We start from the raw sequence: 18,177 nt of genomic DNA, 5'->3' as shown, positions 1-18,177 counted from the left end.
TCGGTCAACGCCCGAAAACGACTCACCCGCCCAGCCTCGACCACGCAGGCCCCGAGATTGGGAGACACGCCCTAGGCGCATCTGCCGCCACGTCTCGTCGCGGACGACAATGCGCAGGTCGCCGGGGTCGGCGATCTCGCGCATCGCCTGACCCCAGGAGTTGAGGCAGGTCAGTGCGATGCCGACGGCCTGATCACCGAGCGGCTCCAGCCGAGACAGCGACAGCGACTGGATCGGCGCGCGCCAGTCGACGTCGATGCTGGTGTGGTCATCGAACAACCCGGCCAGGGAACCCTTGACCAGAGCGCCGAGGGCGTCACGCAGGATTCGGGTGGCGTCGAGGAAGTGCCGCCGGTCGGCGTACCGGCAGCCGGCGACCAACTCGTCGGGAGGCTCGTCGAGCGCCCGCCACAACTGCGGGATCGTGGGTTCGGTCAGCCGGGTTGCTGCGCTGCGGTAGCCGGTGAGCAGGCGCAGCGCCTCCCCGACGGCGGTCTCCTCCACCGGGCCGAACGGCACGTTCTGGGAGCCGACCAGGCCGCGCAGCAGCACGAGCCAGCGGGCGAAGATGATCGCCTCACGGCGGCGCGCCTCGGCGGCGTCCAGGTGCTCCCAGCGGTAGCCGAGGGGGCCGAAGGCCAATGGGTTGACCCGGGCGGGTAGGCCCGAGCCGATGACCAACGGCTCCACCCCCAGCTCGCGGCACAGCGGTTCGTACTCGTCCTTGGTGTCCCCCAGGATCAGGGTGCGGTAGCCGTAGCCGAGCATCCGCAGCGCGAACGCTTTGACGGTGGCGGACTTGCCGCGGCCGGGCTTGCCGAAGACGACGACGTTGGGATTGGTGACCGGGATGGCGTCGTCGGTGACCCAGCCGACCGGGTCGCAGTAGAACGTCCCTCCGGACAGCAGATCGATGCCCATCTGTGCGCCGGTGGGTGGCAAGCCGGGCGTGGGGATCAGCGGCCACGCCACCGGAGTCTGCTCCGACGTCATCCGCCACACCGACAGCGGCGCCGGTGTCGCGGCCCGGCCCCGGCCGCGGCCGCGGGGGCCGCGGCGGGGCACCAGGACGGGAAACGGCCCCCGCTCGCGGGGCGCCGCCGGTGCGGGGAGAGCGGTGGGCAGGCGGTGGCCGAAGTCATCGAGCAGGACGGCGACATCGCGCCCGCGGCGGGAATGGCGGCGAGTCATCGTCGTCCCCGCCGGTTCGGCAGGCCCACGCCGAGGGGAATGGCGGCGGCAGCGAAACCAGCATCCTGCGCCAGGTCCAGCCGCAGCGGCACGAATCCGGCGGCGCGAATGGAGGCGGACAACCTGCGTCCGTGCTCGGCCACCGGCCAGGACGCCGGCACGGTGACGCAGGCGGCGGCGGCAAGGCGAACCAGTGCCCGGCCGGTGGCCAATTTCTCGTCGGCGGCACCGATTCGCTCGGTCTGCCGGCGCTGGCGGGCCCGCTGCCGGAAGCCCATCCGGGCGCGCAGTTCATTGCCGGTGGTGGCGCTCATCTCCTCCCGGCCCACCATCCGGGTGGCCCGCTCCAGCGGCAGCGGGGCGAGGAACACCGTCAGGCAGCGGCGCTCTCCCGCCGTGGTCGGCACCAGAACCGGCGCCAGCGCGCCGAGCACCGCCCCCTGGTCGGGCAGCAGGATCGTGTCGGTGACCGACGCCCAGGCGTCGTGCACGTAGTGCCGTACCTCGGCTCGGGCCTGGGTGGGGCCTGCGGCGGCCATCGGCACCCCGGCGGCCAACCGCTGCCCGGACGCGGCGGCCAGGCCAGCAGCGACCAGCTGGCCGCGGTCGCCGGAAGCGAAGCCGGTACGCACAGCGGCGGCCAGTGCAGAGGAGTCCAGCCAGGACACCGCGGTGCAGCCGACCGGGCCGCGCAGTGCGGCCTCGACCTCGGCCATCACTCCGTGCAGCACTCGGGCGCGGCCGTCCACGCCGCCGCCGGCTTCTTTCGCGGCGCGAGCGATCCGGCTTTCGCCGGCGACAACGGTGACGAAGGCCTCGGTGCGCACTGCCGCCGGGGTCAGCATCGCGCCCAGCAGCGCGTTCACACGTGTGGCCAATGTCGGCGCCTCGCCGCGGGTGTGCGCGCGTTCCCAGGCAGCGCGCTCAGCGCCGTCGTCGGGCACGCTCCGCACGTGCACGGCGAGGAGGTCGACGAGTTCGGTGCGGGCGGTCAGCTCGCAAAGCTCGGCCAGCCCGGCGCCCATCCGGTCCCGCTCACCCGGCTCGGCCAGCCCGATGCCCGGATGAGTGATTCGGGCGACCGCGGCCCAGGTGCGTGCCGTGCAGTCCTGCACGATCACCGGGCGGTCGAACGACTGCCCGAAGGGCGGCCCGTCATGGGTACGGATGCCGGCCAGTACCCCGGGCAGATCCGCCTCGGCCACGTCGTCGGCGGTTCCCGCGGCAGCGCGTGAGCCGAATGCCGTCCATCCCATGAGGACTCCGATCGCGTGCAGAAGCAGGTCGGTGAACCAGCGGCCGGCCGCGCGGCCCCGGACGGGCACCAGCAGCACCGCGGCCAGCAGCGCCCACACCGGCAGCCAGCCGAAGAAGAGCCCCCAGGCCTGGGCGTTCAGCGCCAGCAGCGCCGGCATTCCGGAGAGCGCCACCAGGGCCAGTTGGGCGCCGGTCATCCCGAGGAACCAGCCCGAGACGTCGCGGGAGTAGTCGCCGTAGCGGTGGACGCTCACCGCGCACCTCCATCGGCAGGCCCGTCGTCTCGACGAGGTGGCCGGGGAGCCGGAGGGGCAGCATCACCCCGGTCGGCCGGGCTGTCGTTTCGTTCGATGCCCGTCGACCCGTAGGCGGCCCGAGTTGCGGCACCCGGCGGCAGGTCGCCGTCCTCCGTTCGCGCTGAGCGACCCGTTCCCACCGAGCCGGGCACTGCTCCGCCGTGTCCGTTGAAACCGGTAGCAGCCGGGCCGGGTACCGGCGGTCCGTAGTAGTGCGCGGAGTGCCCGATCCCGGCGCCGGAGAGCACGTCAGCTGCCGAGGCGGCAACCCCCGCGGCCAGCCGGCCCGCCTGGGCGGTGCCAACCGTGAGTCCGTGCAGCACGCCGGCGAACCGGCCTTGCGTAGCGGAGTCCGCGGTCGACTCACCCTGCGCTCGGTCCCCGGCCAGCTGGGCTGCGGCACCCGAGGCGGCCACCCCACCGGAGGCCGCGACGGCCGCGGCCCCCGCGGCCCGTCCACCACCCCGGCCACCGAGATTGCCCAGCGCGCCCATCACGCCGCCGGAGGCGGCCAGCGAGGAACGAAGCGACGCGCCGCTGGATGTTCCCGGGTCTACGAAGGCCAGCAGCCGGAACAACGCCAGCGGACAGATCGCGGCGAGCAGGATCAGCAGACAGCCGACCACCGCCATGCCGACCGCTTGCTCGGTGCTCGTCTCCTCGGCTCCGGTGACGATGCCCTCGGTGATGGTGACTCCGACCCCGAGGACGAGCACGGCCACCGGAGCGACCAGCAGCGCGGCAAGGAACCAGCGCAGGCTGCGCCAGAACCAAGAGCTCGACGTCTGCGCCAGCAGCCCGCCGGCCGAGATCGCCGACGTTGCCGCCAGCACGATCAACGCCGCCTCGCGGACCAGCATCAGCAGCAGGAAGCCGACGCTGGCCGGCACCAGCAGGAAGATCGAGCAGACGCCCAGGACGGTGGCGACCGCGCCGTCGACCAGGTCACGGCCCACGCTGATCGACAGGTCGAATGAAGCCATGTCATCGATGCCCAGCAGGCTGCGCAGCAGGGCGGTGGTGAGTCCGGAGACGCCGGTGACCAGCAGTGCGGCCACGCTGACGTAGCCAGCCCATACCAGCCCGAACTGCAGCAGACCGACCAACAGCCGCCCCAGGGTCTGCCCGTCCCGGCGCACCACCGCGACGCCCAGCTGCACCAGCGCCATCAGCGCGGCCACGGTGGCGCCGATGCCGAAGGTCACCGGATACACCGCTGCCAGCGGTCCGTCGGCGGACAGGTCCGGAGTGGCCAGGGCGTCGATCACCGAGAAGGCCAGGCCCAGTAGCCACAGGCCGGCGCCCCATAGCGAGAGCATGGCGTTGACCCACACGTCGGCGACCACGGCACCGGCGGCCTCGCCGAGCACGCAGAACGGATTGAGCGGCAGACACGACAGCACCCCGTCGTCACCGGCCGGCTCGGCCGGGAACGCCAGCACCGTCGAGTCGGCAGACGCCGAAGAGGCCATCGCCACCCAAGCCAGCGCACTCAGGATGAAGACAACGACCAGCACACGCGGCGGCATCGGCCCGCCGCGCCCTCCGAGCGAGGGCCTAGACATAGCGCAGCTCCCGGTAGCCGGCCGCGACCGCGGCCTCGGTTCCCGGCCAGACCGAGGGCGCCGGGGCTGGTTCCGGCCCGGGTCCGATCAGCCAGCGGTCGCCGGTCCACTGCATGCGCTGGCAGTCGGCGATCGCGATCCGAGAGGTCTGCTCCACGGTGACCGTGAACTCGAAGTCCACGCACACCACCGCGAAGTCCGGCCCCACCGTGCCCTTGACCAGCCCCATCAGCGGGCGGACGACGATGGCCAGCTGCGGCGACCCGGCGCTCGACAGACCGGCGGCCGATAACAGCCGCGCCATCCCGTCCACCCCGGACCACGTCTCGGGGGTGGGGCCGCCCGGTGCGGCCCACTCTGCGATGACCTGACGCACGCCGTCGACCGATCCGCTCTCCATCGCGGTCACATCGATCGCCGCCAGCTGGGCCATCGCTCCCTCGGGAGTGCGGGGAAAGCCGGTGGGCACCTCTGCCGGACCGATGCCGGTGGGCCGTGGCAGCTCGATCACGCCGGCTGCCTCGGTCGCCAGCGGGCCGGGCAGCGCGGCCTCCGGCTCGGCGGGCGGCATGGGAGCGGCGGCCAGCGCATCCTGCCGGGACATGTCCGTTGCCGGAGCGGCGACCCGTGGTCCGGCCCCGGCAGGGGCAGGGTCGTCGTCGGCGAACGTTGTGATGACGGCGAGGACCAGTCCGGCCAGCACCGCCAGCGCCACCAGGGCGCTGACCACGAGAAGCGTCAGCAGCCGAGCCGGACCCCACTCCGCCGCACCGCTCGCCTGGTGCCTCTGACGGCGGCCCATCAGGTGCACCCGCTGCCGGTGATCGAGCCGAGGATCGTCAGGATCACCGTGTAGGTAATGGCCACCATCACCACCACCGCGACACCCATCGCCCCGTACCGGGAGGCGTGCGGATGGGAGAAGATCCGCCCCACCAGGATGGAGCCGAGCGACATCACCGCGCCGATGCCGATCAGCGCCAGCACGCCCCACTTCACCCAGGCGGTCACGTCGTCGGCGAAGGCCTGCATCCCCGGCGGCGCCTCCGGGCAGACCGCCGCGGTGATCTCCACCGGCGCCGCCGTCGCCGGCCCGGCGCCCAGCACCAGCATCCCGGCGAGCATGAGCACGACGGCAAACGCTGCCCGCACCGCCGCAGGCGCGGTCCCGCGTCCGCTCCTCATCGGCTTCCCTTCGGGCCGTTCCGGGACTGGGCTGCTCGGCGCCAATGGCGAGGCTGCGGTTCCGCGGCCGGCACCAGGAGCGCGGCCATGGCGCGGCCAGCGGCCGCCACCGGCTTCGGCAGCTGGTCGCCGGTGAGACCGGCGGTCTCCAGTCGGCGGTCGAGCGGAACCTGGACCACTCGCCCCCGCGACCGCAGCTCACGCAGTCGTGGTCCGCAGCTGGCCTCCACCGCCCGCGGCCATCGCGCCGGGCCGACCGCGGCGACCACCGGCTCGCCGTCGGCGGCGGCCAGCACGTGCTCCGTCTGACGGACCGCGGGAACCGTCACCCGGGTGACGACGACGTTCGCGCCCTGGGTGAGGTATCCGGGTGTGTCGAGCAGCGCGGTGGTCAGCGACCAGCCCGCATCGACCACCATCAGCCGATGGGTGTCGTCGGTCTCCGGTGGCGGCGGGAGCTCGCCGTCGCCTGGGCGGGCGAGGCGGACCACGTCGAGTCGGCCGCGCCGGCCGCGTCGCCAGCCGACGCCGTCCGTGCCCAGTTCGATGGTCGAGGCCGTCGTCAGCCCCGACCGGACCGGTTCGGCGTAGTCGATCAGCTGGACCTGCCGGCTCTCCGCCAGCACTTCGGCGACCGCCAACGCGACCGTCGAAGCGCCGGCCCCGGCGTGACCGGCCACGACCAGGACGACGGGACCGCCGGCATCTGCTGCCACCCAAGGACGCGGACCGGCAGCTGACCGGTAGGTGCGGCCGGCGACCGCAGCGCCGGACGCCTGGCCTGTGCAGGCGACATCGTCACCGCTGACCTCGTCGAAGATCCCCGCGCGGATCGCGATCACGGCCGCGCGCAGCGCCTCGACCGTCATCGGTCGATCCTCAGAAGGACGCACGTCGTTGGCGATCGCCAACGACGTCGACGACAGGTCACGGCTCGTTCGGCCGCTCCTCGATCCCCGACGCGGGGCTGCGGTCTGCATGCGCCGACCGTTGCGCTCCAACCTCCTGTAGTTCTCCAGTCAGCTACAGCACAAAGGTCTCCTGGCGAGGGCAGGCATGCGGCGCGCAGCGGTGGTGACGGTGGGCTGACCGCTGGCGAACTACTGGAGGATTACGGGAGAACCGACGCCGCGTACCGTCCGAACTGCGCGCTCCGGTTCCGGTCAGGGCCGCTGGGCGAGCGTGGCCAGCAGGCGATTGTGGGTGTCAAGCCAATTGCGCAGCTGCGGGTGGACGAATCCGACGACGTCGAGAATGTCGGTGTAGCGGTCGCCCAGCGGCTCGGTCAGCAGGGACTCGTGGTGGGCCACGCGGTTGCGCAGGACGTGCAACCGGGCGACCGGCGCCTCCAGCAGGCGCCGATCGGATCCGGGCAGGTAAGGGAAGGCGGGTCGCAGCGCCGGCCAGAGGGAGGCGGTGTAGCGGCGGGCGAGCAGGAACCGCCAAAATCCGAACCCCAGTTCGGCGACGACCTTGCCGGGCAGCAGCGGGGCGTCGGCCCGCTGCAGCCGCTGCCTGGCTCGGCTGATGTCGTCGCGGGCGTGCTGGGAGAGCTCTCGGGCGGGGTCGTCGTACCACTGCCCGGCCCTGTCCAGCCGCTGATGACGAGCGGTCAGAGCGTCGTGCAGCACGACCTCGACGTGGCCGAGGACCTCCCACAGCGCACCGGCGACCGCCGCATTCCACAGGTAGAGCTTGACCGCACGGTCCAGGTCCCCACCGGTGGCGCGCACGTAGGTGGCCAGACGGGGCGCGGACAGGTGGCGTTCGACGAGCAGCGCGGTCGCTGAGGGCTGGTCGGTCGCATCCGACGATTGCCCATCTCCGGGTGGAGGCGTGGACATGTCAGACCCGTCCCCGTAGACTCGACGGCGAAGACCCCGGAACGATCCCTGGCCTCGGCCACATCGCCGGGGTTTTGTTCTGCTCGGGAGCGGAGCGTGCCGTTCCGAAGTCGGCGGACGCAGTCATGTGTGACCGGTCTGCCGGGGAGCGCCGACAGCGCGGCGCGGAATTCCGTGCTTGTCGAGTACACGGCGGACCGCCGTCGGGGAACGGTCGATCAGCTCGGCGATCTGCCGCAGCGAGCGGCCGGCGGAATACTCCGCGACGACGAACGCCTCCAGCTGTGCCTGCAGCCGCTGGCCGGGCACGGTGCCGGTGCGGGCGGTCCCGGCGAACGCGGGCAGCGGGCGCAGCTGCGGCCGGGGCGGGTACGGCATGGCTGGTGGGACACCTCCCTCGTTGTGTGCGCCTCTTGCGGCCTGTCCTCACGAGGCCCGGTCGAGGAAATGCCGGCGGGCGCGGTTGATGGTCTCCGCGGTGCTCATGGGCAGGTCCATCTCGTCCTCGCCGTCGTGGATTGCCACGATGCGCGCGACGTAGGTCTCGGCTTCGGCGCGGCTGCCCTCGAGGTAGGCGACCCACATCGCGTCGAGAAGCACCTGCTCGTCGTCCGGCGCGACGAGCAGGGCGGTGGCCGCGGCGGTGCGGGCCGAAGTCAGGTCGTCGTCGGCGAGGGCGGCGGTGACGACCTGGTGGGCGACGTCGCAGATGGCCGCGGTGAGCGTGAGATCCAGTCCGTCCAGCCACTCGTAGCCAGCTGGGCGCTGGGCGAACGGCGGCCCGGAAACCAGCTCGAGTGCGGCCAGCAGATCGGGCAAGCCGTCGTCGCCGCGGACGGCGGCACGGGCCCGCAGCTGGCGGAACAGGTCGGCATCGACGAGCACGCCGGTCAACGTGTACCGGCCGCGATAGCCGGAGCTCAGATGCTTCTCCCCGGTCGCCGGGTCGTCGCCGAGCCAGGCTCGGGCACCGGCGGTCATCCGGTGCACGTAGGCGCGGACACTGACCGGGTCGGTCTTGCCGCCGCGGGCCGGTTGCAAAGCGGTGGCGGCCTCGTCGGCGGTGGCGCCGTGGGAGCGGGTGGCCAGATAGGCGACCACCTCTTCGTAGCGCCGCCGCCGCCCGGACCTGGCGACGGCGTGCTCGTCGCCGTGCGCGCGCAGGGTGACCGGTCCAAGCAGGCTCAGCCGTGGCCGGGCGCAATCCGGTGACCACCAATCCGCCACGTCACGGTCAAGTTGCTCGAGGTCGTCCTCGATCCGCTGACGCAGCTCGGTCGGGCGCGACTCGCCTGGCGTCTTCTGACCGTTGTTGCCATCCGCAGCCTTGAGACGGTCCTCCGGCGGCACCGGCCCGAGTGCAGCGCCAACAGCAGAAGGCCGGCGGGCTCGCCGTGCCGGAGGCACGCGGTCCGGAGCGTCGCCGGGCTCCTTCCCCGCCGCGTCATCGAGCAGCGCGCCGGCGGCGTCGGTGTGGATCTGCCACGGCCGGTTTCCGTCGGATGCGGGGATGGCGTCGTCCATCGCATCGCGCTCGAAGGCCAGCAGGGTGGCGATGTCGTAACCCTGCTGGGCGCTCAGCGCTGGGGCCGGGAGTGACAGTCCGAGTGCCGGGACGAGCAGCGAACCGTCGTCGGTCAGCGTGAGCAGCCACTCGTCACTGACCTGGGGCGACTCAACACCAAGCACCAAGGCGACCGCCGCACGCCGCTCCCGGGCTCGCAGGACGGCGGCGGTCTCGGCCAGCTCACCGCCGTCCTGCGCCTGATGAGTAGTGAGGACGATCTGAGGCATCCAGCCGTCGCCGGCTCCGGCGCGCAGTCGCCCGTCCAGCACGTCATCGGTGTCCCGGTCGATGGCTTCCCGCAGGGCGGTGTGCAGCGCGGGGTCGGCGGCAGTGCCCACGGGATGGATGCGGTGCGGCGCCAGGTCGACCAGCTCCTCGCCAAAGCCGACGGTGGTGACGGTGAGCAAGTCCGACCAGCTGTTGACGGCCAGTTCCGCAGCCAGGTGCCGGACGAAGTCCTCACATCGCTCGGCCGGCCCACTGACGTGGAGCGTGCCGATGCGTTCCAGATCCAGCAGCCATCGATCTGTGCCGTCGGTGCCGATAGTGACCAGGGTCGGATAGGGGGCCAGACGTGCCCGGGCCACCTCGGGAGCGACGCTGATGTCCTGATCGAGCTGCACCGACCACCACAGGCCGGTGTCGTCGGCGGTCCATGGTTCGGGCGGGGGACGGTCGGCAGGGGCGTCCAAAAGAAGCTTCAGGCGGCCACCATCCAGCCGGGCGGCGACGACGTCCGGTAAACGTCCGTCGGGGTACTCCGATAGCCGCACAGCCAAGCTGCGAAGGGCGCGGTCAAGCGCGGCGTAGTCAGCCGTGCCCGCGTCAGCTGCCGCAGTCACGGCCGTCTGCGTGGCCGACAGCGCATGCGGCACCGGGGCCAGCCGTCGGCCGGGGCGCCGGCGGCGCTGCCGCTGCCGGCGATGGGCGAGCCACGTCGCGCCCACGCCAGCGGCCAGCAGCGCGCCGCTGCCGGCGAGGACAACCGCCAGCTCCGACGGGAACTGGTCGGCATCGGAATCGGCATCACGGCTGTCGGTGTCGACTGCCGTTTGCTCCTGCTCGTCGGACGGACTCTCCGATATCGAGGCCGGTGGTGTCGGCGGGGGCCCAGTCGGCGGGGGTGCCTCAGCCTCATGCGGCGGGAGCGGCGACGGCGGCGCGTCCTCGGCCGGTGATTCCGAAGCGGCCGGCGGAGGCGTCGGGCCGGAGTTTTCCGGGCCGGCGGACGGGAGGTCGAGGACCTGCCCGGGTCGGATCAAGTCGGGGTCGGTGAACCGGCCGCCGCCGGGAAGCGGTTCGCCGGCGTTCAGGTCGAAGATCGGCTGCCAGTGCTCCAGGCCATGCAGCGCGGCGATGTCGGCGAGGGTGTCGCCGGACCGCACCGTCACCTCGCCGGCGGTCGGTCCCGCCTCGGGAGGCGTGGCGTCGGATGGGAGGACCAGGACCCAGCCGGGGCGGATCATTCCCGGGTCGGTGAGGACGGCGCCGTCGGGCTGGGGCCGGCCGCGGTTGAGCTCGAGGATCTCCTCGAACCGCGTCCAGTCCCCAAGGAAGCGGGCGGCGATACGGCCGAGGGTGTCGCGCGGCTGCACCGTGTAGGTGGGGCCGTTCGCGGCAGGCTCGGCCGGCGCGGCAGGCTCGGCATCCGGTGCGGTGGAAGGTATCGGTGGCGGCTCGTCGGTCGGCTGCTCCGCGACCACGGGCGGTCCGGCGAGTGCCGGGGCGGCGAACAGGGGCGCGCCCCCGACGCCGACGACGGCGGCAACGAGCAGCCCGGCCAGCTGCTGCGGTGCCGCCAAGCCGGGCAGCCGCAGCGGTGGGAGTCCGCGCAACTGGGCGGCGAGCTCGACGGCCACCGACAAGGCGAACACCGCCCACGCGGCCCAGCCGATCACCACGAGCAGGCCAAGGAAGACTGCACCGCTGTCCGGCCCACTCAACGCGCCCGTGACCTGCGCCCCGGAGGGCAGCTCATCGGGTAGGTAGGCGCTGCCGAGCCGCCACAGCCCGATCGGAACGCCGGCGACCGCAGCAACCAAGACGAGCAATGCGAGCAGTCGACGTAGCACGTCCAGCGCCCGCGGCGTAGTGGTCATGGCTCCGCTCCCGCGTCCTGGTCGGTAATGAGGTCGGCGGTCCCGGAGCCCTCCACGGTCATGGTCTGGATGCCAATGAGGCCGAGGAAGGCGGTGGGCTCGGTGATCGTCGTGGTCACCGTCAGGGTGTCGCCGTCCACAACCGTCACCGCGCCCTGCACGCCGTTGCGGTCGAGATAGTCCTGGGCGGCGGCGACCGCGGCCGCCGGGTCCACCCGCACCTGCCCGGCGAGAGCGGCGGAGACGTCGAGGGCTTGGCCACCCGCGCGGGCGGCTTCGTCGGCGACGGCGTTGGCGCGCTGGGTGGCGGCCACCTTGGCGCCGCCGTCGACGGCCAGGCCGATGATGAGCAGCAGGCCGGGGACAAGGACGGCGAGGAAGACACCAAGCGCCCCGCGCTCGGCATCCTGGTCTCGAAGGCGCTGTCCGTGGGTCATCGTTCGCGGTAGGCGTCGACGGGGCTGGTGAAGGTCGCATCAACGGTCACAGAACCCGGTAGGCCGGGTGCCAGAAGGTCGGCCATGCCGACGACGCACGTGATCGACACGGTGACGTCGCCGGGCTGGCCGGGTGGCGCCTGGAAGCCGCCGGTGTCGACGTCGATCGTGGTGCTCTGACACCGCAGGTCCTGGGCGGTCAGGGTCCGCTGCGCCTGCGCGCTGGCCAGCATCGTGGCGGTGGCGGGATCGCGGGCGAGGGAGGCTTCCCGGGCGGCCGCGCGAGCGGCCTCGGCGACGGCGCCCTCGGCGATCTGGGTGCGTCCGGCGACGACGGCGAAGGACAGCAGCAGGAGCAGCGCCGGGGCCAGCAGTGCCAGTTCGACCGACACCGAACCCCGCTCCACTGCCCGGCGGTTCATGGGGTGGGCCGTTCCACGGGGCCGACGGCGCTCTGGGTGACCGACCAGCCGGACAGGCCGGGGAAGAGACTGATGGAGGTGCCGGTCACGGTCACCTCGATGCTGGTCGGTGAGCCGGCCACGGTGACGGTCCGGCCGGTGAGCAGGTCGGAGGCGGTCTGGTCGAGGAAGCCCTCGGCCGCCGATTCGGCGCGCGCGGTCGAGGCAGGCTGCACCCGGCCCTCGCGGGCGCCTTCCTGAGCAGCGCCGAGGGCGACCGAGCGGGCGTGGAACCACAGGGCCGCCTGGATCAGCGTCATGACCAGCAGGAGCACGACGGGGAACGTGACTGCCAGCTCAACCGACGCCGCGCCGCGCTCCCCCGACAGCCGTCGACCCACCACGCCGCTGCTCCGGCGGCCAGAGGCATGACACAGCCGGGACAGCGGTGTGGGGCCGTGGGGGCTGGCGGAGCGGGCCACGGGGTGGCTACTGGATCTGGGCCGAGCGGGAGGTGACAGCGTTGGCGATGATCGCGACCAGCGCGACGGCGATGCCGATCAGCGCCACCGTGATGATCACCTGCTCCACCGACAGCGAGCCCCGCTCCGGCTCGTCGCGGAGATCGCGGAGCCGCTCGCGCAGGTCTGAGCCCAGGGCCATCAGGGTGGTGATCAGGGGCATCATGGGACTTCCTCAGAGGTCGGTGTTCTGGGTCAGGTCAGGTGGCCATGAGTCGGGCCAGGGCCGGGTAGAGAAACAGCAGCAGGAAGGCGATCGACAGCAGGGCGACGGGAGCGGTGAGCTTCTCGCTGGCGGTGTTGGCTGCCGCCTCCTCCTCGGCCAGCAGCTGCACCCGCAGCGACTGGGCGCGGGCCCGGAGCGTCGGGGCGATCGAGGCGCCCTCGACGGCGGCGACCGCGGCGATGTCGGCGACGTCGGCCAGCTCGCCGACCCCGGTGTCGGCGGCCAACCGGCGCAGCCCATCCCACGGCGGCTCCCCGGCCAGCCGGGCGGCGACCAGCGCGTCGGTGATCCGCTGAAACACCCACCCGTCGCCGAGCGCGGCGGCTCGTTCCAGGGCGATGGTGGGACCCTCGCTGGCGTCGCGGCGCAGGCTGACCAGGTCCAGATAGGAGCACAGCGCCCGGCGCACCTGTGAGCGAGCCTCGGCGGCCTGATCGCGCACGACGAGGTCGACGACGAAGAAGAGGACGACGGCCAGCGCCAGCGATCCGGCCACCGGTATGACCACTGGCATGCGGACGCCGACCGTCCCGAGCACGGCGGTGAGCAGCGGCACGAAGCCCGCGCCGAATGCGGCCAGGCCCACCTTGCGTGCGGCGTAGCCCTCCGGCGTCCAGCCGATCAAGCGCAACGCCTGGGACGGCGCCCGCCGCCCCGTCGCCGGCAACCGGTCAGCGGCCCAGGTGCCGGCGCGGCCGGCCGCCCGTGCCCACCGGTCACTCGCCGCCGGAACCGGTCCGACCAGTGTGGGTACCGCGCGCCCGTCCAGGCGGACCAACGCATCGGCCAGCTGCGGCTGTTCGACCACGAGTGCGGCGCGTAGCAGCAGGAACACCCCGAGCCCGACGATCGCGCCGGAGCCGATCAGCAACGCCTGGGTGCCGCTCACCGGGCAGGCACCTCCTTCGGCTCGAGACTGTTCCGCCGGCCGCCATCGCGATCGACCAGGAATCGGGTCGACGGCACGGCCACGGTGAGCCGGCGCATCCACAGCAGGCAGGCGACCATCAACCCGGCGATGGCCGCCAGCACCAGCTGCCCCAACCCGGTGCCGTAGGGCGCCAGGTAGTCGCCGTTCAGCGCCGCCAGGCCGGCCGCCGCAACGGTGATCAGCAGCAGCCAGCGGGCATTCGCGCGAGGTTTGGCGCGGTCGGCCTCGACCTTGCGGCGCATGGTGACCTCTTCGCTCAGGCTTCCCGCCAGCTCGGTCAGCACCCGCGCCAGGCCTGGCCCGCGCAGTTCCGCACCGAGCAGCAGGGCGCCGACGACCAGGTCCCCGGCGGCGTCGTCGAGATCGTCGGCAAAGGCCAGCAGCGCCCGCGACGTCGGCCAGCGCGCCTGCAGCCGCGCCGCCAGCGTGTCCACCTCCACCTGGATCGGCGCGGGTGCGGTACGGGCTGAGCGGATCAGCGTCTGCTCCAGGCCCCCGCCCGCGGCCAGTACGTCGGAGGTGCGACGCACCCACTCCTGCAACGCCTCCAGCCGCTCCACCGCGGCGTTGCCGGCGGCGAACTGCGCCAACAGCCACGGCACGCCGACCACCGCCAGGCCGACCAGCACCCCGCCCACCGGCCAGCCCGAGGCCAGCCACACGGCGGCCGCTGCCACGGCGGCGGCCGCCCACAGCGCCCTCTGTCGCCGTGCCGCCGGCCGGTCGCCCTGCGCCATCGGAGGCGGCTTGCGCCGCGGCCGAGCCGGCGATTCCGGGGCGGTGAGCGCGTACGCCGACAGCAGCAGGCCGGCGACCAAGAGCGCTCCGCACACGCCGGCCAGCAGACCTGCGCCGCTCATCGTCGTCCCCCGATCGTGCCGGCCCAAGGCCCCTGGTCGACGCGCAACCAGCCGGGGTCGAAGCCGACCCGGACGTAGTCGGGGAGGTCGACCGGATCGTGCTCGGGAACCGCCCGACCGTCGGGTCCCGGAGCGAAAACCTCGGTTACCGCCGGGCGACCGCCCTCGCCGATGCCGTTGCACTCGACGACCTGGCTGACGAACCGCTGCCGCTCACCCCCGATCCACCGTTCGTCGACGGTGGTGATGTGCACGACCAGGTCGATCGCTGACGCGCACGACCGGTAGGCGTGTTCCGGGGTGACCGCAACGCGCCCGCGCATGCACAAGTTGGCCAGCCGCTCGAACGCGTGGTGTGCCGAGCGGGCATGCAGCGTGCAGCACGACCCGCCCTCGCCGGCCTCCATCACCTCGATGAGGGGCCAGGCCTCCTCACCGCGGACCTCTCCCAGCCACACCCGGGACACGTTCATCACCAGCGCCTGCTCGACCAGCTCGGTCAGCGTCACCTCGCCGAGGCGGCGGCCGTCCGGGCCCCGTTCGCCGGTGCCCTCCCGGGCCTCGAACGGCACCACCCGGGGGTGCCGGTCGGGGAGCTCGTGCAGCAGCAGCTCGAAGTGCTTCTCGATCGTGGCCAGGCTCTCCTCGATCGGGAGCTCGTTGGCGAGCGCCCGCAGCATCAGCGTCTTGCCGGCGCCCTGCGCGCCGGTGACCACGATGTTCTTCCGCGCTCGCACCGCCGCCCGGAGGAACTCCGCCAGCGGCCGGTCGATCGCGCGCAGGCCGACCAGGTCGTGGAGGTCGACGTTGCGGATCCGGTGGCGGCGGATCACCAACTGCGGACGCGGAACGGTCTCGATCACCGCCGCCAACCGCGACCCGTCCGGCAGCCGCATGGTCAGCAGCGGACTCGCTGTGGTGAGTGTCCGCTCGGCGCGGCCCAGCCGGGCGGCGATGTGCTGCAGCTGTCGCACGAGGTCCTCGTCCGAGTCCGCGATCGGGTCGACCCGGATGTCGCGGCCGTCGGCGTAGCCGATCCACACGTTGTCGTGCCCGTGCGCCTCGATGTTCTCCACCAGCGGGTCGTCGACGTAGGGCTGCAGCCGGCCGAGCCCGAACTGTGCAGCGAAGACCGCCTCGGCGATCGCCCGTTCGTCCTCCGGGGTGGGCACCGCTTGCCCCGCGCGCATCCGCTCGCGCACCAGCTCATCGACGCCGTCCTGGACGAGGGTGCGAGCCAGCTCCTGCTGCGCCACCGCACTGAGTGTCGGGCGGCGCTTGAGCTCTGCGGCCAGCGCCGTCGCCGTCGCTTCGTGCAGTCGGCGCACCAGCGCCCAGTCCACCGAGGCCGGTGACGCGTCACGTCGGCGAGGCACGGCCCCGGCGCCGAAGTGGTCGGTGGCGAGGTCAGCGGACACGGCCGCCCCCGATAGTGGTCGCTGTCGAAGGAACGGGCGCCGGCGGTGGTGCCAACCGGGATTCGTGCGCCGCGGCGAACTCGACCAAGCAGGTCGCGACCGTCCGCGCAGCCCGCAGCAGCGCTGACTGAGCGAACAGCCGACCGGCCGGCGCACCATCACTGAGTACCGACGCCGCCTTGGCATCGCGCGGCAGCGACCCGATGACCTGAACGCCGAGCGCCTCGCCGATCTCCCGCTCGCCGTACGGCTCACCCGGCCCGACTACCAGCGTGGCCACCCTGCCGACGTGGCCGTCCCCTCCGCGGAGCTCGGCTATCGCCTGCGTCGCGGCACGTACGGAACGCAGCGTCGAGCCGGTGACCAAGACCACGGCGGCAGCCCGCCGCACGACGGCGGCCGGGAAGTGCTCGGCGCGCAACCGACCGCAGTCGGCGATCACGTCAACCGCGCCGTCCTCCACCGACGCCAACGTGGCGCCCAGTCGATCCCAGTCCACGTGTCGGGCGCCGGCAGGATCGGCCAGGCCGGGTAGGAGCCGCGCCCGCCCCTCGGAGTCGAGCCGCAGCAGTTGGCTGTCCAGGTGTCGTGCCAGCCCGCCCCGCCGCGCCGCGAGCTCCACGTCGGCCAGCCCGCCAGCGGACAACTCACCTCGGCCGTATCCCGCCAGCACGTCCCCGCCCGCCGGGTCCAGTTCGGCCAGTACCACCGGCCGCGGCCAGGACAGCGCCAGCGCCAAGCCGCTGGTGGTCACCCCGGGCGCGCCCTTGGTCGAGCACAGCGCGATCAACACGGCAGCCGCCTACTCGCCGGCGACCACGACGATGGCGAGCAGTCCTGCAGCGGCGCGGGCGGCGACGTCCGGCCCGTCGGCCGCGGCGACGAGCACGTCGACCACTCGCAGACCGTCGGTTCCCGGCGGACCGGTCTGCACCACGGTCGCCTCCACCCCGCCTGGAGCCCCTGCCTCGGGCGCGACTGGAGCGCTGCCGGCGGCCACGGGCACCAGGAGAACGTCATCCCCGGGCCGCAGCGCGGTCGTCGGCAGCTGCACCGTCGACACGCCGACCCCGACCAGATGCTGGTCAGGGGCCGGGAGGCGCTGATCGGTCAGCGCGTCGCGGGTGAGGAGGGAACCCGACGTCAGGGTGGTCGCCGCCACCATGCCGATCACCTGGTCGCGGTCGCCGTACGGAATGGGCTGCAACGCCGGATCGGGCGAGATCCTCGCTTCCACCAGGTCGGCAGCGGTGATGGCCTGACCCCAGGGCACCTCCCGGGCGAGCGCGATGACCGGGGACGTCTGACCCAACGACGTCGCGAGGTAGGTAGCCCCCAGCGCTCCGAGGACCACCATGGTCACCGCCAGCGCCAGCAGCGCCGGACGGCGCCGGCGACGCGGCGGCGGCAGCACCGGTGCCCGGGAAAGCCCGGTGCCCGCCCCGGAGGGGGGCGCCGCGCTGGTCCCCGGCGGCTGGGTGCGAGTCATCAGCTACTCCGGTCCTGGTTGAGGACGTGCAGCTCACCGACGAACAATTCCGACGACGAGGACAGCTCCAGCGTCTCGGTTCCTGACAGCCCCCCGCCGGACCAGGTGACCGTCCACGTGCTCGTCGCGGTGATCGGCCACGGGCCACCGCCCGCCACGTGTCGGCTCGACGTCTGCGCGTAGACATGGCCGCAGTCCGGCGACTCACCCTGAACCCCGGGCGCGTACGGCGTCCCGGCGCCGCAGACAACCGTGGTGCCGTCCCCCATGTCCCAGGTGACGTGGCTGACTTGGCCCACGGCCGCAACCGTGACGCCACCGGCCGACACCGACTGCCGGGTCGGTCCGAGGAACTGCTCTCCGCGCTCGGTCCACATCCACACCGGCAGACCCACCAGACCACTGGTAGACCCGGGTGGCGGCGCCATCCGGATCTCTGGTGCACGCATGACGAGCGATGCGATCGCCTGCTCAGCCAAAACGCGCGGGTCCACCGGCGGGCCAGCGGGCGGAGCCGAGCCGTTCGGTACGAACACGAGCATCGTGGTGAGGCCCGAGCCGTCCACCCGTGGACAGACCTGCACGTACATCGCTCCGTCGGCCGGAGATCGTCCCTGCCACAGATGGCTCGTCGGTGCCGGCTGCGGCTGCGCCACCGTGTACGTGCACGGGTTATGAGGTGAGGCCTCTCCGCCGGTCTCCTGTACTCCACCGGAGCTGACGCCGTCGACTACGGGAGCTGCGTCCGCAGCTTGACCGGGAGAAGTCGCCTCGACCAGGCAGACGCCGGTCTGCGCATCCTGCTTGGCGCACGCGACGGGTGCTGCCACAGCGTTGCCCACCCCGCCAGGGGCCGCGAGCATCGCGGCCACCAGCAGGACCACGCCGAC

Annotated in this window: 19 protein-coding genes; all 19 read right to left on the bottom strand. The window is 72.9% G+C overall.

The genetic code is table 11. The features are described 5' to 3' along the window. The coding region (locus tag GCU60_RS14235) for an ATP-binding protein (protein WP_239521196.1) at positions 1–1,191 on the bottom strand (1,191 nt) is incomplete at its 3' end. After that, complete coding sequence (locus GCU60_RS14230; protein ID WP_345770600.1) at positions 1,188–2,702, bottom strand: SCO6880 family protein; 1,515 nt, start codon at positions 2,700–2,702, stop codon at positions 1,188–1,190. The genes GCU60_RS14230 and GCU60_RS14235, both read right to left, overlap by 4 nt. After that, a complete protein-coding gene (locus GCU60_RS14225; protein ID WP_239521217.1) occupies positions 2,699–4,216 on the bottom strand; it encodes a hypothetical protein in 1,518 nt (505 codons plus the stop codon). The genes GCU60_RS14230 and GCU60_RS14225 overlap by 4 nt, the downstream gene beginning before the upstream one ends. A gap of 85 nt (positions 4,217–4,301) precedes the next feature. Next, positions 4,302–5,111 (bottom strand): hypothetical protein, encoded by an 810-nt coding sequence (locus GCU60_RS14220; RefSeq protein ID WP_163206318.1) that lies wholly within the window; start codon positions 5,109–5,111, stop codon positions 4,302–4,304. Continuing rightward, positions 5,111–5,461, bottom strand: a complete 351-nt coding sequence (locus tag GCU60_RS14215; protein WP_236825268.1) for a hypothetical protein — start codon at positions 5,459–5,461, stop codon at positions 5,111–5,113. The genes GCU60_RS14220 and GCU60_RS14215 overlap by 1 nt, the downstream gene beginning before the upstream one ends. 29 nt (positions 5,462–5,490) lie before the next feature. Then, on the bottom strand, positions 5,491–6,363 hold the full coding sequence (locus GCU60_RS14210) for a hypothetical protein (protein ID WP_163206314.1): 873 nt from the start codon (positions 6,361–6,363) through the stop codon (positions 5,491–5,493). 294 nt (positions 6,364–6,657) lie between these two features. After that, positions 6,658–7,338 (bottom strand): hypothetical protein, encoded by a 681-nt coding sequence (locus tag GCU60_RS14205; protein WP_163206312.1) that lies wholly within the window; start codon positions 7,336–7,338, stop codon positions 6,658–6,660. Between the two features lie 123 nt (positions 7,339–7,461). Then, positions 7,462–7,716 (bottom strand): helix-turn-helix domain-containing protein, encoded by a 255-nt coding sequence (locus tag GCU60_RS14200; protein WP_163206310.1) that lies wholly within the window; start codon positions 7,714–7,716, stop codon positions 7,462–7,464. Positions 7,717–7,764: 48 nt separating this feature from the next. Further along, positions 7,765–11,004: a LysM peptidoglycan-binding domain-containing protein gene (locus GCU60_RS14195; RefSeq protein ID WP_163206308.1), complete on the bottom strand. Its 3,240-nt coding sequence runs from the start codon at positions 11,002–11,004 to the stop codon at positions 7,765–7,767. Beyond that, positions 11,001–11,441: a TadE/TadG family type IV pilus assembly protein gene (locus GCU60_RS14190; protein WP_163206306.1), complete on the bottom strand. Its 441-nt coding sequence runs from the start codon at positions 11,439–11,441 to the stop codon at positions 11,001–11,003. Before GCU60_RS14190 ends, GCU60_RS14195 begins: the two co-directional genes overlap by 4 nt. Continuing rightward, complete coding sequence (locus GCU60_RS14185; protein ID WP_345770599.1) at positions 11,438–11,833, bottom strand: TadE/TadG family type IV pilus assembly protein; 396 nt, start codon at positions 11,831–11,833, stop codon at positions 11,438–11,440. Before GCU60_RS14185 ends, GCU60_RS14190 begins: the two co-directional genes overlap by 4 nt. A 26-nt stretch (positions 11,834–11,859) precedes the next feature. Next, positions 11,860–12,243, bottom strand: coding sequence for a TadE/TadG family type IV pilus assembly protein (locus GCU60_RS14180; protein ID WP_345770598.1), 384 nt, complete (start codon positions 12,241–12,243; stop codon positions 11,860–11,862). Between the two features lie 88 nt (positions 12,244–12,331). Beyond that, the gene (locus GCU60_RS14175; protein ID WP_163206302.1) at positions 12,332–12,529 is read right to left on the bottom strand and encodes a hypothetical protein; all 198 of its coding nucleotides are present in this window, start codon (positions 12,527–12,529) and stop codon (positions 12,332–12,334) included. 34 nt (positions 12,530–12,563) lie between these two features. Further along, complete coding sequence (locus tag GCU60_RS14170; protein ID WP_163206300.1) at positions 12,564–13,478, bottom strand: type II secretion system F family protein; 915 nt, start codon at positions 13,476–13,478, stop codon at positions 12,564–12,566. Then, positions 13,475–14,338, bottom strand: coding sequence for a type II secretion system F family protein (locus tag GCU60_RS14165; RefSeq protein ID WP_239521195.1), 864 nt, complete (start codon positions 14,336–14,338; stop codon positions 13,475–13,477). The genes GCU60_RS14170 and GCU60_RS14165 overlap by 4 nt, the downstream gene beginning before the upstream one ends. A gap of 38 nt (positions 14,339–14,376) precedes the next feature. After that, the gene (locus GCU60_RS14160) at positions 14,377–15,798 is read right to left on the bottom strand and encodes an ATPase, T2SS/T4P/T4SS family (RefSeq protein WP_163206296.1); all 1,422 of its coding nucleotides are present in this window, start codon (positions 15,796–15,798) and stop codon (positions 14,377–14,379) included. Continuing rightward, positions 15,788–16,591, bottom strand: coding sequence for a hypothetical protein (locus tag GCU60_RS14155; protein WP_163206294.1), 804 nt, complete (start codon positions 16,589–16,591; stop codon positions 15,788–15,790). Before GCU60_RS14155 ends, GCU60_RS14160 begins: the two co-directional genes overlap by 11 nt. Before the next feature lie 9 nt (positions 16,592–16,600). Continuing rightward, a complete protein-coding gene (locus GCU60_RS14150; RefSeq protein ID WP_163206292.1) occupies positions 16,601–17,287 on the bottom strand; it encodes an SAF domain-containing protein in 687 nt (228 codons plus the stop codon). After that, entirely contained in the window at positions 17,287–18,171 is an 885-nt protein-coding gene (locus tag GCU60_RS14145; RefSeq protein WP_163206289.1) for an ATP/GTP-binding protein, read from the bottom strand. The genes GCU60_RS14150 and GCU60_RS14145 overlap by 1 nt, the downstream gene beginning before the upstream one ends. Positions 18,172–18,177: the final 6 nt, after the last annotated feature.

The sequence above is a fragment of the Blastococcus saxobsidens genome, assembly GCF_010682065.1.
In the GTDB taxonomy this organism is placed as follows: Bacteria; Actinomycetota; Actinomycetes; order Mycobacteriales; family Geodermatophilaceae; genus Blastococcus; species Blastococcus saxobsidens_B.
Note: the sequence above shows the minus strand (reverse complement) of the source record. Positions and strands in the feature narration are given on the sequence as shown.

Excerpts from the sequence above, each read along its gene's own strand:
- GCU60_RS14220 (WP_163206318.1), bottom strand. The coding sequence starts at position 5,111 with ATGGGCCGCCGTCAGAGGCACCAGGCGAGCGGTGCGGCGGAGTGGGGT.
- GCU60_RS14175 (WP_163206302.1), bottom strand. The coding sequence starts at position 12,529 with ATGATGCCCCTGATCACCACCCTGATGGCCCTGGGCTCAGACCTGCGC.
- GCU60_RS14210 (WP_163206314.1), bottom strand. The coding sequence starts at position 6,363 with ATGACGGTCGAGGCGCTGCGCGCGGCCGTGATCGCGATCCGCGCGGGG.
- GCU60_RS14200 (WP_163206310.1), bottom strand. The coding sequence starts at position 7,716 with ATGCCGTACCCGCCCCGGCCGCAGCTGCGCCCGCTGCCCGCGTTCGCC.
- GCU60_RS14190 (WP_163206306.1), bottom strand. The coding sequence starts at position 11,441 with ATGACCCACGGACAGCGCCTTCGAGACCAGGATGCCGAGCGCGGGGCG.
- GCU60_RS14150 (WP_163206292.1), bottom strand. The coding sequence starts at position 17,287 with ATGACTCGCACCCAGCCGCCGGGGACCAGCGCGGCGCCCCCCTCCGGG.
- GCU60_RS14205 (WP_163206312.1), bottom strand. The coding sequence starts at position 7,338 with ATGTCCACGCCTCCACCCGGAGATGGGCAATCGTCGGATGCGACCGAC.
- GCU60_RS14195 (WP_163206308.1), bottom strand. The coding sequence starts at position 11,004 with ATGACCACTACGCCGCGGGCGCTGGACGTGCTACGTCGACTGCTCGCA.
- GCU60_RS14225 (WP_239521217.1), bottom strand. The coding sequence starts at position 4,216 with ATGGCCTCTTCGGCGTCTGCCGACTCGACGGTGCTGGCGTTCCCGGCC.